This is a genomic window from Kitasatospora cheerisanensis KCTC 2395 (assembly GCF_000696185.1).
Taxonomy (GTDB): domain Bacteria; phylum Actinomycetota; class Actinomycetes; order Streptomycetales; family Streptomycetaceae; genus Kitasatospora; species Kitasatospora cheerisanensis.
Window position 1 is genome coordinate 6030257 of record NZ_KK853997.1, and the last position, 16187, is coordinate 6046443.

The 16187-nt window shown below is 74.3% G+C and carries 15 protein-coding genes; 11 read left to right on the forward strand and 4 right to left on the reverse strand.

Annotated elements, in window-relative coordinates:
• Nucleotides 1–117 precede the first annotated feature (117 nt).
• A complete protein-coding gene (locus KCH_RS27205) occupies nt 118–918 on the reverse strand; it encodes a DUF4140 domain-containing protein (RefSeq protein ID WP_051653491.1) in 801 nt (266 codons plus the stop codon).
• A 170-nt stretch (nt 919–1088) separates the two neighbouring features.
• Here KCH_RS27205 and KCH_RS27210 point away from each other — a divergent pair, with 170 nt between their 5' ends.
• The 3 genes from KCH_RS27210 (at nt 1089) to der (ending at nt 4565) form a co-directional block, all read left to right on the forward strand.
• Nucleotides 1089–2174, forward strand: coding sequence for a prephenate dehydrogenase (locus KCH_RS27210; RefSeq protein WP_035867322.1), 1086 nt, complete (start codon nt 1089–1091; stop codon nt 2172–2174).
• Nucleotides 2175–2284: 110 nt separating this feature from the next.
• Complete coding sequence (gene cmk, locus KCH_RS27215; protein WP_035867323.1) at nt 2285–3001, forward strand: (d)CMP kinase; 717 nt, start codon at nt 2285–2287, stop codon at nt 2999–3001.
• Nucleotides 3002–3113: 112 nt separating this feature from the next.
• The gene (der, locus tag KCH_RS27220) at nt 3114–4565 is read left to right on the forward strand and encodes a ribosome biogenesis GTPase Der (protein ID WP_035867324.1); all 1452 of its coding nucleotides are present in this window, start codon (nt 3114–3116) and stop codon (nt 4563–4565) included.
• Nucleotides 4566–4652: 87 nt separating this feature from the next.
• Here der and KCH_RS37870 read toward each other — a convergent pair whose 3' ends face one another.
• Both KCH_RS37870 and KCH_RS27230 read right to left on the reverse strand, forming a co-directional pair.
• Nucleotides 4653–5291 (reverse strand): hypothetical protein, encoded by a 639-nt coding sequence (locus KCH_RS37870; protein WP_051653492.1) that lies wholly within the window; start codon nt 5289–5291, stop codon nt 4653–4655.
• 14 nt (nt 5292–5305) lie between these two features.
• Entirely contained in the window at nt 5306–6142 is an 837-nt protein-coding gene (locus KCH_RS27230) for a hypothetical protein (RefSeq protein WP_035873982.1), read from the reverse strand.
• Nucleotides 6143–6774: 632 nt separating this feature from the next.
• On the opposite strand from KCH_RS27230, the gene KCH_RS27235 reads away from it, so the two are divergent.
• Nucleotides 6775–7569 (forward strand): transglycosylase family protein, encoded by a 795-nt coding sequence (locus KCH_RS27235; RefSeq protein ID WP_051653493.1) that lies wholly within the window; start codon nt 6775–6777, stop codon nt 7567–7569.
• A gap of 196 nt (nt 7570–7765) precedes the next feature.
• Here KCH_RS27235 and KCH_RS27240 read toward each other — a convergent pair whose 3' ends face one another.
• Nucleotides 7766–8479: an MBL fold metallo-hydrolase gene (locus KCH_RS27240; RefSeq protein WP_051653494.1), complete on the reverse strand. Its 714-nt coding sequence runs from the start codon at nt 8477–8479 to the stop codon at nt 7766–7768.
• Between the two features lie 355 nt (nt 8480–8834).
• Here KCH_RS27240 and KCH_RS27245 point away from each other — a divergent pair, with 355 nt between their 5' ends.
• From KCH_RS27245 to fusA, 7 genes are all read left to right on the forward strand, one after another.
• On the forward strand, nt 8835–9455 hold the full coding sequence (locus KCH_RS27245; RefSeq protein WP_244305451.1) for an alpha-ketoglutarate-dependent dioxygenase AlkB family protein: 621 nt from the start codon (nt 8835–8837) through the stop codon (nt 9453–9455).
• 239 nt (nt 9456–9694) lie between these two features.
• Nucleotides 9695–10558, forward strand: coding sequence for an acyl-CoA thioesterase (locus KCH_RS27250; RefSeq protein WP_035867328.1), 864 nt, complete (start codon nt 9695–9697; stop codon nt 10556–10558).
• A gap of 92 nt (nt 10559–10650) precedes the next feature.
• Entirely contained in the window at nt 10651–11439 is a 789-nt protein-coding gene (locus KCH_RS27255) for a DUF1684 domain-containing protein (protein ID WP_035867330.1), read from the forward strand.
• A gap of 207 nt (nt 11440–11646) precedes the next feature.
• On the forward strand, nt 11647–12279 hold the full coding sequence (locus KCH_RS27260; protein WP_051653495.1) for a TetR/AcrR family transcriptional regulator: 633 nt from the start codon (nt 11647–11649) through the stop codon (nt 12277–12279).
• On the forward strand, nt 12276–13229 hold the full coding sequence (locus KCH_RS27265; protein ID WP_157032204.1) for a VC0807 family protein: 954 nt from the start codon (nt 12276–12278) through the stop codon (nt 13227–13229). Before KCH_RS27260 ends, KCH_RS27265 begins: the two co-directional genes overlap by 4 nt.
• A gap of 151 nt (nt 13230–13380) precedes the next feature.
• On the forward strand, nt 13381–13785 hold the full coding sequence (locus tag KCH_RS27270) for a hypothetical protein (RefSeq protein WP_157032205.1): 405 nt from the start codon (nt 13381–13383) through the stop codon (nt 13783–13785).
• A 460-nt stretch (nt 13786–14245) separates the two neighbouring features.
• The coding region (gene fusA / locus KCH_RS27275) for an elongation factor G (RefSeq protein ID WP_063750188.1) at nt 14246–16187 on the forward strand (1942 nt) is incomplete at its 3' end.

Below are 16187 nucleotides of genomic sequence, written 5' to 3' on the forward strand. Positions count from 1 at the left end.
CCGGTTTCGAACGCTGCGCGCCCTCCCAGTCCACGAACAACTCGTCCAACCCCGCCGGCTGCGCCCGCCACCCCGACGGCGCGGCCGGCTCCTGCCGGCGGCCGATCCGCAGCGAACTCAACCGCGGCAGACCGCTCGGCCGGGCCAGGTCCGCCGTCGACAGCGCCAACCGCACCCCGACCAGTCCTCACCCGTCCGCTGCGCCACCGACGCCCGCAGCACCAGACGCGCCGAACCCTCGCCCCGGCGGTGCGCCAACTGGTACGTCGGCACCCACACCGCACCCGGCACCGCGTACTCCACCTCCAGCTCCACCGCACCCGCGCCGCGCACCGTCACCAGCGCCCGCGCCGACGACTCCACCCCGCCCGGCTGCTCCGCGCTCGAACGCCGCCGCGACCGCACCAGCGCCACCTCGAACGCGTGCTCCGCCAGCCGGATCCGCTGCGCCAGCTCCACCGCCCGCTCCTGCAGCACCTCCAGCCGGGCGTCCACGAACTCCGCCAGCTCCAGCACCGCGTCCGCCGGCGCCCGCCGCAGCCCCTCGTCCCGGCGCCGCTGCGGCGGCACCGGGCGCAGCGCCGCCACCTCGCGGATCCGCGCCTCCAGGCGCTCCTGACGCTCCACCAGCCGGTCGCGCTCCGCGCCCAGCTCGGTCAACTCCCGCTCCCAGGACGGCGACCCGCCCTCCTCGCGGACCCGCTCCGCGTGCACCACCCGGGCCTCCACGACCCGCGCCCCGCCCGCCACCACCCGCACCCGCAGCGAACCCTCCGCCGCCAGCCGCGGCAGCCCCGCGACCTCCACCCGGCCGTCCGCCGGCAGCACCCCCGACGCCCGGCGCCGGCACACCGCGCCCACCGAGTGCACCACCACCGACACCAGCTCCGACTCCCACACCGCCTGCTGCCCCGCCACCTCGCCCCCTTCCGCCGCCGGCCCGAACCCCGGACCCGGGCGCCCAGTCTGCACCCAATCCCCGTCACGGCACCCGGATTTCCCCTGCGCGTCGGCCAACCGCGCCCGCCGCCGACCGGTGCGGGACAATGGCCCGACCACCACCGCCACCAGGGAGACGGAAACCCGCCATGCGCACTGCCGCCGTCATCGGCACCGGACTGATCGGCACCTCCGCCGCGCTCGCCCTCACCCGCCGGGGCATCAGCGTGTACCTCGAGGACGCCGACCAGGACGCCGCCCGCACGGCCGCCTCGCTCGGCGCCGGCACCACCGAACTCCCCGACGGACCGGTCGACCTGGCGATCATCGCGGTCCCGCCCGCGCTCGTCGGCAAGGTCCTCGCGGACTGCCAGCGCCGCGGCCTCGCCCGCACCTACACCGACGTCGCCAGCGTCAAGGCCGGCCCGCGCGGCGAGATCGCCGCGCTCGGCCTCGATACCGTCCGCTACATCGGCTCGCACCCGATGGCCGGCCGCGAACGCTCCGGGCCGCTCGCCGCCACCGCCGACCTGTTCGAGGGCCGGCCCTGGGTGCTCACCCCCACCGCCGACACCGACACCGAGACGCTGAACGCCGCGCTCGAACTCGTCGCCCTGTGCGGGGCCATGCCGATCGTCATGGACGCCGCCGACCACGACCGCGCGGTGGCGCTCGTCTCGCACGCGCCGCAGCTGCTGTCCTCGCTGGTCGCGGCCCGGCTGGAGCACGCCGAGGAGACGGCCGTGCGCCTCTCCGGGCAGGGCGTGCGCGACGTCACCCGGATCGCCGCCTCCAACCCCGCGATGTGGATCGACATCCTCTCCGCCAACGCGGGCGTGGTCGCCGACGTCCTCGACGACCTCGCCACCGACCTCGCCGAGACCGTCACCGCGCTCCGCGCCCTCCAGGGCGCCGACGAGGACGGCCGCCGCGCCGGCGCCGCCGGCATCGAGGCCGTCATGCGCCGCGGCAACACCGGTCAGGCCCGCATCCCCGGCAAGCACGGCGCACCGCCCACCCGCTACGAGACCGTCACCGTCGTCCTCGGCGACCAGCCCGGCGAGCTCGGCCGGCTCTTCGGCGAGGTCGGCGCCCTCGGCGTCAACATCGAGGACGTCACCATCGAACACTCCACCGGCCAGCAGGTCGGCCACGTGCAGCTCGCCGTCGCCCCGACCGTGGTGCGGACGCTCGCGGCGGGCCTGCGCGACCGTGGCTGGGGCGTCCGGGACTGAGGACTCCCGCCGGCCCCGTCCGGCGCGGGCCGGCGACTGCGGGCGGGGGCGCGCGGCGAGTCCATTAACCTTGAGGTGAGTTCGTGTGTCGTGAGAGAGAGGTTCGCCCCGTGGACAGTGCCGACCGAGCGTCGAACAGCCCGGTCGTCGTCGCCATCGACGGACCTTCGGGTTCCGGGAAGTCGACGGTGTCGCGGGCCGTGGCCTCGCGGCTGGGCCTGAGCTTCCTGGACACCGGCGCCATGTACCGCGCGATGACCTGGTGGATGCTCACCAACGGGGTGGACGTCGACGACCCGGAGGCCGTGGCGATCGCCTGCGCCAAGCCGGTCGTCGTCTCCGGCACCGACGCCGCCGGCCCGACCATAACCGTGGACGGCCAGGACGTGTCCGGCCCGATCCGCGGCCCCGAGGTGACCGCCAAGGTCAGCGCCGTCGCCGCGGTCCCCGCGGTGCGGGCCCGGCTGGTGGAGCTGCAGCGCGGCTGCGCCGCGCACGCCGCCCGCGGCATCGTCGCCGAGGGCCGCGACATGGGCAGCGTGGTGTTCCCGGACGCCACCGTGAAGGTCTTCCTGACCGCGTCCGAGCAGGCCCGTTCCGAGCGGCGCGCCGCCGAGCTGCGCGCCAAGGGCCTGGACGAGGCGACGATCACCGCGATGGCCGCCGACCTCGCCCGCCGGGACGCCGCCGACTCCTCCCGCGAGACCGCCCCGCTGACCCGGGCCGCGGACGCGGAGCTGGTCGACACCAGCGAACTCACCCTCGACCAGGTGATCGGCACGATCACCGCCCTGGTCGAGGATCGGGCCGGCCTGACCGCCGCCTGATCCACCCGGAACGATCCGACCGCGCGAGATCCGCGCGGTTCGCGCTGCCCGCGGGGCAGGTACGCACGGTCCGCCCCTGGGAAGGGCCGGGCCGGGAAATGGAAGACGGAACATGAGCAACGACACCACCGCCGCGCACGGCGAGCTCGGCGACGCCGAGTACGCCGAGTTCCTGGCGCTGGCCGCCGAAGAGGGCTTCGACGCCGACCAGATCGACGCCGACCTGGACGGCCACGGCCCGATGCCGGTGCTGGCGATCGTCGGCCGCCCGAACGTCGGCAAGTCGACCCTGGTCAACCGCATCATCGGCCGCCGCGAGGCGGTCGTCGAGGACCGCCCCGGCGTGACCCGCGACCGGGTCAGCTACGAGGCGATGTGGGCCGGCCGCCGCTTCAAGGTGCTGGACACCGGCGGCTGGGAGATCGACGTCCTCGGCATCGACGCGATGGTCGCCGCGCAGGCCGAGCTCGGCATCGAGCAGGCCGACGCGGTGCTGTTCGTGGTCGACGCCACGGTCGGCGCCACCGACACCGACGACGCGCTGGTCAAGCTGATCCGCCGCTCCGGCAAGCCCGTCGTGCTGTGCGCCAACAAGGTCGACGGCCCGTCCACCGAGGCCGAGGCCGCCTACCTGTGGTCGCTGGGCCTCGGCGAGCCGTACCCCGTCTCCGCGCTGCACGGCCGCGGCTCCGGCGACCTGCTGGACGCCGTGCTCAAGGTGCTGCCGGAGGCCCCGCCGCAGCTGTTCGGCGACGGCCTGGCCCCGGGCGGCCCGCGCCGCGTCGCGCTGATCGGCCGGCCGAACGTCGGCAAGTCCAGCCTGCTGAACAAGGTCGCCGGCGAGGACCGCGTGGTCGTCAACGAGCTGGCCGGCACCACCCGTGACCCGGTCGACGAGCTGATCGAACTCGGCGGCAAGACCTGGAAGTTCATCGACACCGCCGGCATCCGCCGCCGGGTCCACCTGACCTCCGGCGCCGACTTCTACGCCTCGCTGCGGACCTCCGCCGCGCTGGACAAGGCCGAGGTCGCGGTCGTCCTGGTCGACGCCAGCGAGACCCTCGCCGAGCAGGACACCCGGATCATCTCGATGGCCGTCGAGGCCGGTCGCGCCGTCGTCATCGCCTACAACAAGTGGGACCAGCTCGACGAGGAGCGCCGCTTCTACCTGGAGCGCGAGATCGAGCGCGACCTGGTGCAGGTCCAGTGGGCGCCCCGGGTGAACGTCTCGGCGAAGACCGGGCGCCACATGGAGAAGCTCGTCCCGGCGATCGAGACCGCGCTGGCCGGCTGGGAGACCCGCATCCCGACCGCCCGCCTGAACGCCTTCCTGGGCGAGCTGGTCGCTTCGCACCCGCACCCGATCCGCGGCGGCAAGCAGCCGCGCGTGCTGTTCGGCACCCAGGCCGGCACCCGCCCGCCGCGGTTCGTGCTGTTCGCCTCCGGCTTCCTGGAGGCCGGCTACCGCCGCTTCATCGAGCGCCGCCTGCGCGAGGAGTTCGGCTTCGAGGGCACCCCGATCTCGATCTCCGTCCGGGTGCGCGAGAAGCGCAAGAAGAAGTAACGGACAGCGGAACACGGCTGTGGGCCGCGGACACCGACGGGGTGTCCGCGGCCCACAGCCGTGTCCGGCCCGGCGCGGGGCCGCCCGTCAGGCGTCCCGGCCGGGCGGCAGCGACAGCACCGAGCGGTGCCGCCCGCCCGCCGGCCCCGCGCCGGACTGCGGCGCCGGGCCGAGGTAGCCGGACGCCACCCACCCCTGGCCGTTCGCCTGCGCGCCCGACGGCGGCGCGGGCGGCGCGAACTGCGGCCCGCCGCCCGCCGACTGCCCCGGGTACGGCTCGAACGACGGCTGCTGCGGGTACCCCGCCGGCTCCCGCCGCTCCGCCGCCGCCTCGCGCGGCTGCTGGTCGCGGACCGCGAAGCCGGCGAACCTCAGCCCCTCCTCGCCGGAGCGATCGCCCGGCAGCGCCCGGAACATCCGCCGGTACTCGGAGTACAGCGAGTCGTAGATCGGCGTGGCCGACACCGGGTGCTCCGCGTCGTACGACGGGCGCATGCCGGGGATCGACCGGTTGGGGGCGGGGGAGTTGGGACGGCCGGAGGAGGCGAGGTCGTAGCTGTACACGTAGGAGCCAACGAGCGAGACCGGCTTCGGATGCGGGGGCGCCGCCCCCAGTCCTATGCCCCGCCCGCCGCCCCGTCCGTCCTCAACCTCCGCCCGGACGGCGGGGGTTGACGCGGCGTCGGAGGAACCGGTGGCGGCCGGGTCGTTCACGGGGTCGGTCATCGGCGCGCCCCCGCTCAGGTACCGGCCAGCGGCAGGATGCCGGCGGCGAGCAGGCCGCGGGCGGCGGCCCGGTCCAGCGCCTGCCGCAGCAGGTCCTCGCGGGGCTGCCGGCCGACGGTGCCGGCCGGCACCGCGTACATCACCATCTCGGACTTGCGGGCCGCCGCGGCCCGCCACGACGGGGTGACCTGCAGCGGCTGGTGGGCCTGCCACCAGGCGGCCGAGCCGCCGGTCGCCGACGGCTGCAGGATCGCGTGCAGCTGCCCCATCGCCATCAGCACCGACCAGCCGGCACGCGGCCGGGCCGGCGTCCGGTTGACGTCCTGGACGAGCTGGAAGCCGTGCTCGGTCAGCAGCGACAGGAACTCGTCCTCGCCGCTGGTGCTGCCCGGCCGCCCGACCGGGCCGGTCGGCTCGACCACCAGCGCGGCCTGCTGGGTGTCGCCGCACAGCACGATGCCGCAGGTCACGCCGAGCACGGCGGGCTGCGGCCGGCCGGCCGGCGCAGGGGCGATCGGCTCCGGGATGCTCACCGGCGCGGGCGGGACGGGCGCGGCCGGGACGGGCGCGGGGGCCGCGGCGTCGCCCTGGTTGATCGAGGCGACGGCGCCGCGCAGCTGCTGCTCGTCCACCGCCACCACCTGGGACGGGATGCAGCGGGCGTGCGCGAACGCCAGCACCGCCGTCTCCTCGCCGACGAACAGCACCGTGCTGGTGGGCTCCCGCAGCGAATCGCCCGGTTGTCGGCACGAGGTGCAGTCGTACGCGTCCGGGGCGTGCGCTCCCGCCAGCAGGCTCTCGGCCTCGTCGTCGCCGATCTCGGCGCGTACGTCCTCGCTCACCTCAAGCATGCGCGGCACAAAGACTCCTCGTTTCGCCCTGACGTTCTGAGTGCCCCCGGCGGGGACCTCCGGGTGCGCCGGCGCGGGGCGCGCCGATCGCCATTACCAACGGGAGGTTGTGGCTGGAGTCACGGGCGGTCGGCCGGACGACGGTTTTTGCGCGGCTTCTGACTGCCCTGTGTGCGCGGAGGGTCGCTATCTGTCGACGCTGTGCCCGAGCTCACACCGGCCGAACTGTGACCGGGGCCATATCCTCATTTGGTTTGATCTTGGGAAAAGCGGACGAATGGGACATTTATCCTTCTTTTACTTGATCGATACCCCCGGTAACACCACGCTGACCTGGGACAACCCGAAACTGTTTGGCACCCCGCCCGGTGGCTCGTAGGTTCGTGGCCGGTGCAACGAGCACCTCCCGGGTTCACCCCCGACGCAACGGTCCGCCCCGGCTCACCCCGGACCCGGACCCTGCGCCCACCGGCGCGACGGCAGCCAGCCGCCGCCGGGGATGCGGACAGGTGGCCGGGGCGACAGCGGCACGTCCGACACGTGCACGGTCGCCCACCGGACTTGGCGAGCGAACACGGCCCTTCGAGGGCCTGGTTCCGCCTGCCCATCCCGGGAATGTCGAGAGGAATCTCATGACTTTCCGTAACGAGACCGCCGCTGCCACCACCGCCTCCAAGCGCAACCGCGTCCGCGCGGCTGTCGTCGGCGGCGCCCTGCTCGCCGTCCCGGTGGCCGGCCTCGTCACGGCCACCTCGGCCTCCGCCGCCGACGTCGCGACCTGGGACAAGGTCGCCCAGTGCGAGTCCGGTGGCAACTGGTCCATCAACACCGGCAACGGCTTCTACGGCGGCCTGCAGTTCACCTCCTCCACCTGGGCCGCGTTCGGTGGCACCGCGTACGCCTCGCAGGCCAACCTGGCCACCAAGGCGCAGCAGATCGCCGTCGCCGAGAAGGTGCTCGCCTCCCAGGGCCCCGGCGCCTGGCCGGTGTGCTCCGTCAAGGCCGGCCTGACCAAGGGCGGCACCCCGGCCCAGGTCGACACCTCCGCCGGTTCCTCCTCGACCTCGTCCTCCTCGTCCTCGAAGTCGACCTCGTCGAACACCGCGAAGACCGACTCCGCGAAGTCGAACAGCACCGCCACGGACAACTCGGCCAAGGCCTCCCGCTCCGAGTCCCGCGCGCAGGCCCCCAAGGCCGCGACCAAGGAGACCACCTCCTCGGCCAAGCAGGACGCCCCGAAGCAGACCTGGAAGAACAAGTCCGCGGCCAACACCGCCAAGGGCAGCTACACCGTCAAGTCCGGTGACACCCTGTCCAAGATCGCCACCGGCCTGGGCGTCGACTGGCACACCCTGTACAACAACAACGCCGGTGTCGTCGGCGGCAACCCGGACCTGATCTACCCCGGCCAGGTCCTCTCCGTCTGAGACCCGCACGGGAGCACCGCTTCCCCCGGGTCCCAGACCCGCACGGGAGCACCGCATCCCCCCGGGATCCACTGATCCCACCCTGTCGGCGTGAAGCCGCCACCCCCTCGTCGGGGTGGCGGCTTCCGCCGTCTACGGGGTTGTGCGGGTCAGTGGGCCTGGGCGGCTTCGGGGCGGGTCAGGGGGCCTGGGCGGGTCAGGGGTGGGCCAGGGCCGTGCGGACGCTCGCCGCGACGGTGGCGGGCAGCGCGGCCGACGGGAAACGGTGCAGCAGTGCGGCCTCCACCTCCTCCGGGTCGACCGGCTTGCCGAGTTCGGTCTCGAAGGCGCGCAGGTAGTCCCGGGTCCAGGCGACCGGATCGGCGTGATCAGGGGCCGGCGCGGCGAGCCGGCGGTGGCCCGGGACGGTGAACTGCGGGTCGAGGCCGGCGACCTCGTCCAGCAGGTCGATCCAGGCGACGCGCTCGGCGGCGGTCGGGGAGTCCGCGATCCGCGGATGCACGTTCAGCCACAGCAGCGCCGCGCCGAACAGGGTCCGGCTGCGGTGCTCCCACAGGTAGTGCCGGTCCGGCAGGCCGAGCGACGCCCCGCGCAACTCCAGGCGGTGACCCTCCAGCTCCACCGCGTCCTCCTCCAGCGGCTCCAACGCGACCAGCCGGGACGGCAGTTCCGACCCCAGATCCGACCACTGCGCGCGCACCGCCGGGTGATCACGCTCGATCCGGGCCAGCACCGGCGCCGGCCCGACGACCCGGGCCTCCGGGAACTCGTCGCACAGGACCTCCGCCGCCAGCCAGTACTCCGGCGCGAAGTCCGGCACCAGCACGGTGCTCAGCCGCCGCCCCGAGGACGCCACCTCCCGCGCCAGCCGCCGCCCGTCCGACACCCGCAGCCCCGTGCCCACCAGCACCGCCCGGTGCTGCCCAGCGCCAGCACCGCCACCTGGCACAACGACTCCTCGGGAAGATCCACCACCCGGAACTCCAGCGGATGCATCGCGCCTCCTCCGCCAACCGGCAACACCCCTCCCCCCAGGGTCTGACGGGACGGGGGAGGGCGCATGTGGGACGCGGAAGCCTCGCGGGCCGCGGGACGGGGCGGCGGCGCGGCGGGTGGGGGTGCGGCGGGTGGGGGTGCGGCCGGCCGGCCGACCGGGCGGCGGGGTCGGGAGGGGCGGGGGCGGGTGGGAGCATGGAGGGGTGAGTGGTGGCGGGGTGTTCGCCGGTGAGTTGTTCGGGCGTGGGCGGGAGGAGCCGGCGCCCGGGGTGGTGCTGGTGCCCGGGTGGCTGGGGGCGGCGGAGCAGCGGGAGCTGGTCGCGGAGTGCCGGGAGTGGGCGCGGCCGCCCGCCGGGATGCGGACGGTGACGCTGCCGACCGGCGGGGTGATGTCCGTGCGGACGGTGTGCCTGGGCTGGCACTGGTACCCGTACGGCTACGCGCGCACCGTGCTGGACGGTGACGGCGCGCCGGTGAAGGCGTTCCCGCCGCGGCTCGGCGAGCTGGCCCGGCGGGCGGTCGCGGAGGCGTACGGCGACGGCGTCGGCGAGATCGCTGGCGCAGCCGGGTTCGCGCCGGACGTGGCGCTGGTCAACCACTACCCGCACGGCGCGAAGATGGGCCTGCACAAGGACCGCGACGAGCGGGTGGACGCGCCCGTGGTGTCGCTGTCGCTGGGGGACAGCTGCGTGTTCCGGCTCGGCAACACCGAGACCCGCACCCGCCCGTGGACGGACCTGGAGCTGCGCAGTGGCGACCTGCTGGTGTTCGGCGGCCCGATGCGCTTCGCGTACCACGGGGTGGTGCGGACACTGCCGGGCACGGCCGACCCCGACCTCGGGCTGGTGGGGCGGCTGAACATCACGGTGCGCCAGTCCGGCCTGGAGTAGCGACGTCCGTCCGGCCTGCTGCGGCGGGGGCTGTCGGCGACACGGCTTCCGGTGGGGGTCTGTGTGCTGCGGACCGTGGGCTGGGGCGCTGGGGCGCTGGGCCCGGCGGCGGCGGGCGTGCTGCGTGCCGCGTGCCGGAGGGCGGGAATTCCCGGCGGGCGCGGAGACTTGTGCTGGACGGAACACGGCGTCCGGCGGTACACCCTGCCCCGCCCGGCCGCCCGGAGAGGGAGCGAGACATGGGAACCCCCGTCGACCAGCTCGTCGACCTGCTCGACCTGGAGCGGATCGAGCTGAACATCTTCCGCGGCCGCAGCCCCGAGGAAGCGCTCCAGCGCACCTTCGGCGGGCAGGTCGCCGGCCAGGCGCTGGTCGCGGCGGGCCGCACGGTGGACGAGGACCGGCCGGTGCACTCGCTGCACGCGTACTTCCTGCGGCCCGGCGTCCCCGGGCTGCCGATCGTCTATCAGGTGGACCGGATCCGGGACGGACGGTCCTTCACCACCCGCCGGGTGCTGGGCATCCAGGGCGGGCGGTCGATCTTCGCGCTGACCGCGGACTTCCACAAGCCCGAACCCGGCGGCATCGAGCACCAGTTCCCGATGCCGGACGTCCCCGCCCCCGAGGACCTGCCGAGCGCCCTGGACGAGGTCGGCGGCCGGCTCGGCGAACTGCCGCCGTTCATCAGCCGCCGCCAGCCCTTCGACATCCGGTACGTGGACCGGCTGAAGTGGACCCGCGAGGAGCTGGAGGGCGTCGAGGCGCGCAGCGGCGTCTGGCTGAGGACCAACGGCGCGCTGCCCGACGACCCGCTGATCCACGTCTGCGCGCTCACCTACGCCAGCGACATGACGCTGCTGGACGCCGTCCGCGCACCCGTCGAACCCCTGTGGGGCGAAAGGAACTTCGACATGGCCTCGCTCGACCACGCGATGTGGTTCCACCGCCCGTTCCGCGCCGACGACTGGCTGCTGTACCGGCAGGAGTCGCCGATCGCGCACGGCGCGCGCGGCCTGGCCCGCGGCGAAATCTACGACCGGCAGGGGCAGTTGGTGGTCTCCGTGATGCAGGAGGGCCTGTTCCGCCCGCTCGCCGGGCGCTGACCGGCACCAGCCGGGCGCCCGCCGGAGCAGCCCGGCCCGTCAAGCGATCGAAGCAAATCCCCGAACCAGAGCCCCACTTGGGAGGCAGTCCGATGACCGACACCGCAGCCGAGGCGTGGCAGCACTGGACCGAGTCCCGGAACGCGGCGGTGAGCGCCCCGCACGGCCAACTCGCGCTGACCGGCACCCACTGGCTGGAGCCCGAACCGGCGAAACTGCCCGACCTGCCCGGCAGTTGGTGGGCCGAGAGCGGCACCGTGTGCGCCGAACTCGCCACCGGGGACGGCGTCCGGCTGGAGGGCGAGCAGCGGGAGGCGACCGGCCGGGTCGCGCTGCGCCCCGACACCGACGCGGCCGCGCAGATCGCCGTGCTGAACGGCATGCGCCTGGTCCCGATCGAGCGCGAGGGCGAACTCGCGCTGCGCGTCTTCGACCCGGCCGCGCCGCGACGTGCCGCCTTCGCGGGCATCTCGGTCTACCCGTACGCGCCCGAGTGGGCGGTGCCCGCCGTGTTCACCCCGTTCGACACCGGTGCGCAGGACGTGCTGGTGGAGAACGCCGACGGCCGGGCCCGCCCGCTCACCGTCACCGGCCAGGTCGCCTTCACCCTGGCCGGCCGCCCCCACACGCTGACCGTCAGCGGCTCCGGCGGCCCGCTCAGCGGCGTCATCGCGGACGAGACCAGCGGCCGGGAGACCTACCGGTTCCGCTTCATCACCCTGCCCGCGCCGGACGCGGACGGGAACACCGTGCTGGACTTCAACCGGGCGTTCCTGCCGCCGTGCGCGTTCGCGGACCACTTCATCTGCCCGTTCCCGCCGCCCGGCAACCGGCTCGCCGTCCCCGTCGAGGCGGGCGAGCGGCAGGTGGTCGGCGTCTGAGGCGCAGCCCCGGGGGTGCGGCTGGGGCGGCCGGGGATCGGGGTCCTGGTCTTGTTCCGCTCAGCAGTTGGGGAAGTGACGGCCCGTCGGCAGTAGTCGGCGGGCCGTCTGCTTGACCGCGCAGCTTCTTGCTCGTTCGAGCAAACGGCGCTACCTTTTTGCTCGGGCGAGCAAGAGCCGGCTCGGGCAAGCAGAGAGGGGTGCTCCGTGGGGCGCACGTTCACCGAATCGGCGCGGCGCCGGCAGATCGTCGAGGCGGCCATCGAAGTGATCGCCGACGCGGGGTACGCCAAGGCCTCGTTCGCGCGGATCGCCAAGCACGCGGGGCTGAGCAGTACGGGGATGATCTCGTACTACTTCAAGGGCAAGGACGACCTGCTGCGCGAGGTGATCGCGGAGGTGATGCGGGTCTCCGAGGCGTACATGCTGCCGCGGATCGAGGCGGAGACCGGCCCGCGGGCGCGTCTGCGGGCGTACATCGAGTCCAACGTCGAGCTGGCGGCCGCGCATCCGCGCGAGCTGGCGGCGCTGGTGGAGATCCTGAACGGCCAGGGCGACGACGCGGAGGGCCAGTTCGCGGCGGCCCGCCAGGCGGTGATGGACTTTCAGGAGCACCTGGTCCGCACCGCGCAGGCGGACGGCGAGTACGGCCCGTTCGACGCCCGGGTGCTGGTGACGGCGGTCCGGGGGGCGATCGACGCGGTCCTGGTCCGGGTGCTGCGCGACCCGCAGATGGATGTGGCCGCCAGCGCACGGGAGTTGGCCGACCTGTTCGACCGGGCGGTGCGCCCGTCGGAGGTCTGCATGCAACCGCACCGGTTGCCGGGGGAGGACGCATGAACGAGCAGGGGGCGGAATCGGTGGGCGCGAACGCGACGGGGGAGAACACGATGGTGACGGACCTGGCGGGGACGGACGTGAACGCCGGAGCGGGGGCGGCGGCGGGGGCAGGCGCGGTGGGCGGCGCGGATGCAGGTGTCGCTGCGGGTGCGGGTGCGGGTGCGGGTGCGGCGACGGCGGCGGGTTCGGTCGGTGGCGTGGGTGCGGAGACGGGGGCGGGCGCGGGTGCGGGTGAGGCCGGCGTCGGGGCGGCCGTGGAGCTGCCGCGTACGGCGGACGGGCAGGTGGATTGGGCGGCGTTGGCGGGGGACGATTCGACGCCCAAGCAGCGGGCCGCGCGCGGGCGCCGGCAGGCCGTCAAGGCGGTCGTGCTCGAGCTGGCGGTCCCGCTGGGCGCCTACTACGCGCTGCTCGGCTTCGGCGCCGGCCAGTGGCTGGCGATCACGGTGAGCAGCCTGGCGGCGTTGCCGTGGGTGGTGTACGGCCTGGTGCGCAACCGCCGGCTGGACGCGATGCCGGTGTTCACGCTGCTGCTGATCGCGGTGGGCGCGCTGCTGTCGGCGGTGACGGGCAGCCCGCGGGTGCTGCTGGTGCGCGACAGTTGGGTGTTCGGGGTGATCGGCCTGTGGATCCTCGGCAGCCTGCTGACCCGCCGTCCGTTCATGCTCGGCGCGGCCCGGACGGTGGTCGCCGCGAAGATCGGCCCGGTGGGCGCGGACGCGTGGATCGGCCAGTGGGACCACGACCCGGCCTTCCGCCGCCACCTCCGCCTGCTGACGCTGATGTGGGGCGCCGGCTTCGCGCTGGACGCGCTGATCCGGGTCGGGTTCGCGCTGACCCTCCCGCTCGGCGCGGTGCCGCTGGTCAACTCGCTGCAGTGGCTGGTCGTGCTGGGCGCGATGCTCGGCTTCCACACCTGGTACGTGAAGCGGAACGGCCTGCTCGTCTGAGGCCCGGACGCGAAGCCGCCGCTGTGCGGTGGTCGTTGGCCGGTGGTCATTGGCGGGCGGGTGTTTGGCGGCGGGTGTTCGGCGGCGGTTTCGGCGCGGGGGTGCCGGGGCCGCCGTTGGCGTGTCAGTGGCGTCGGCGAGGATCGGTGACGTGATAGCCGTTGAGGACGTGATCGAGCGGGCCGGGCCGGAGGACGTGCTGCCGCTGGTGTCGCTGGCCGACTTCTTCACGGGCAACACCGTCGAGGACTCGTTGGCGCCGAACCAGTGGGGCTACGGCCGTCCGCCGCTGGCCGAGCTGGCCGCCGCGCTGGACCGGATCGCGGCCCGGCCCGAGGTCGCCTGGGTGCGCATCCAACTCCACCCCGAGACCCTGGAGTTGGAGGAACTGCTCGCGGAGGCCGTCGCGCTGTGCACCAGCGCGGACGTCGAGACCTGCGAGTCGTGGACGGCGGGGTGGGAGTCCGACGGCGTGATGAACGGCCTGGTGGACGAGTACCGGGACGTCCCGCCGGTGCCGGACGGCATGGCGATCCGCTCCGTCGTCTGGGACTGATTGCACATCAATAGCCGTTGTTCGGCGGCCGGTTGGTGCGCGGGCGCGATTAATCCGGTGACGGTGAGGGGCGGGTGTCCCTAGACTCGCCTCGCTGTGAGACGCCCGGGCCGGACGGCCGGGGCGCACCGTGACGTGGAGAGGGAGGGGCCGGCCGTGCGTAGCACCGCTGCTGTCGTTCCCCCGTCGCGGTTCGAGGTGATCCTGGTGTCCTGGGCGGGCCGGCGCCCGCTGCGCGGCCGGTGCCGGTAGGGCCTTCGAGCTCCCGCCCAAGTCCTCTGCTGTAGAAGCCCGTTGAGGGTGTGGTTCGGCTCTGCCGCGACCGCCCTCCGCGTGTGGCGTCCCGTCGTGTCGTGCGGGCTTGCCGGGGTCGGGTGCGGTGCCAGTGCTGCCACTGCTGCTCGTGGTGCCGTGAATCGCGCTGCCCATTCCAGGATCCGATTCCGAAAGGCACGGGGCCATGCGCACCGACCTCGCCACCACCCTCACCAGCACCGTTTCCGTTCCCGCGGCCGCCGCGGTCCGCAACCTCGGCATCCTCGCCCACGTGGATGCCGGGAAGACCACCGTCACCGAGCGCATCCTGTTCCTGACCGGTGAGACCCACCGGCGCGGCGAGGTGCACGACGGCACCACCGTCACCGACTTCGATCCGCAGGAGCGCGACCGCGGCATCACCATCTTTGCTGCTGCGGTCAGTTGCGACTGGGCGGGGCACCGGCTGAACCTGATCGACACGCCGGGCCACGTGGACTTCGCCGACGAGGTGGAACGGGCGCTGCGCGTGCTGGACGGCGCGGTGGCGGTGTTCGACGCCGTCGCGGGCGTCGAGCCGCAGAGCGAATCGGTGTGGCGCCAGGCCGACCGGCACGGCGTGCCGCGGATCGCGTTCGTCAACAAGATGGACCGGCCCGGCGCGGACCTGGACAGCGCGGTCGCCTCGATCCGCGACCGGCTCCACCCGGTGCCGCTGGCCGTGCAGGTGCCGATCGGCCGGGAGGGCGACTTCACCGGCGTGGTCGACCTGCTCCGGCTGCGCGCGCTCACCTGGCCGGACGGCGCCGACGGCGTCCAAGTCGCTGAGGTGCCAGTGGAGTTGGCGGCGGAGGCGGAACGTCGACGACAGGCGCTGGCGGAGGCCGTGGCCGAACTGCACCCGGCGGCACTGGAGGAGTACTGCGCCACCGGCACCCTCGGCGCGGATTCCCTGGCCGCCGCGCTGCGTCAACTCACCGCCGACGGACAGGCGGTGGTGGTGCTCTGCGGCTCGGCGTACCGCAACCGCGGGATCGAACCGCTGCTCGACGCGGTGACGGCGTACCTGCCCTCGCCGCTGGACGTCCCGCCGGTGCGCGGCGACTGGCAGGGCGCCGTCCAGGAACGCCCCGCCGACGCCCAACAACCGCTGGCCGCCCTGGTGTTCAAGGTCAACGCGAACACCACCGGACGGCTCAGTAGCCTGCGGATCTACTCCGGCACCCTGCGAAAGGGGGACACCGTGCTCGACGCACGCACCGGCCGCACCGAGCGGATCGGCCGCATCCTGCGGGTGCAGGCCGACCGGCACACCGAGACCGACACGGCGGTGGCCGGCGACATCGTCGCCGTCATCGGGCCCAAGGCCGCCCGCGCCGGCAGCACGCTGTGCACACCCGGCGCCCCGCTGGTGCTGGAACCGGCCGTCGCCGCCGACCCGGTGGTGACCGTCGCGGTCGAGGCCCGCCGCTCGGTGGACACCGACCGGCTGGCGGCGGCGCTGCTCCGGCTCGCCGAGGAGGACCCGTCCCTGGTGGTCGGCACCGATCCGGAGAGCGGGCAGCGGGTGCTGTCCGGGCTGGGCGAACTGCACCTGGAGGTGGCGGTGGAGACGCTGCACCGCTCCGGGCTGGAGGTCACCGTCGGCCGCCCGCGGGTCGCCTACCGGGAGACGCTCTCCGCGGCGGTCACCGGGCTCGTCCTGCGGCACGTCAAACAGGACGGCGGCGCCGGGCAGTTCGCGCACATCGTGGTCGACGTCGAACCGCTCGGCGAACCCGGCACCGACGGCTTCGAGTTCCGCTCCACCGTCACCGGCGGGCGGGTTCCGCAGGAGTTCGTGCAGGCCGTCGCGGCGGGCTGCCGGGACGCCCTCGCGGACGGCCCGCTCGGCCACCCGGTCACCGGAGTCCGGGTCACCCTCACCGACGGGGCGACCCACGTCAAGGACTCCTCCGACCTGGCGTTCCGCACCGCCGGACGGCTCGCCCTGCGCGAGGCGCTGCGGCGCGGCAGCCCGGTGCTGCTGGAGCCCGTGGTCGACGTCACCGTCACCGTCCCCCCGGACAGCGTCGGCGGCGTCCTCGGCGACCTGTCCGCCCGGCGCGGCCGGGTGCACGGCTCCGAGCCGCGAGGCGCCCACGGCA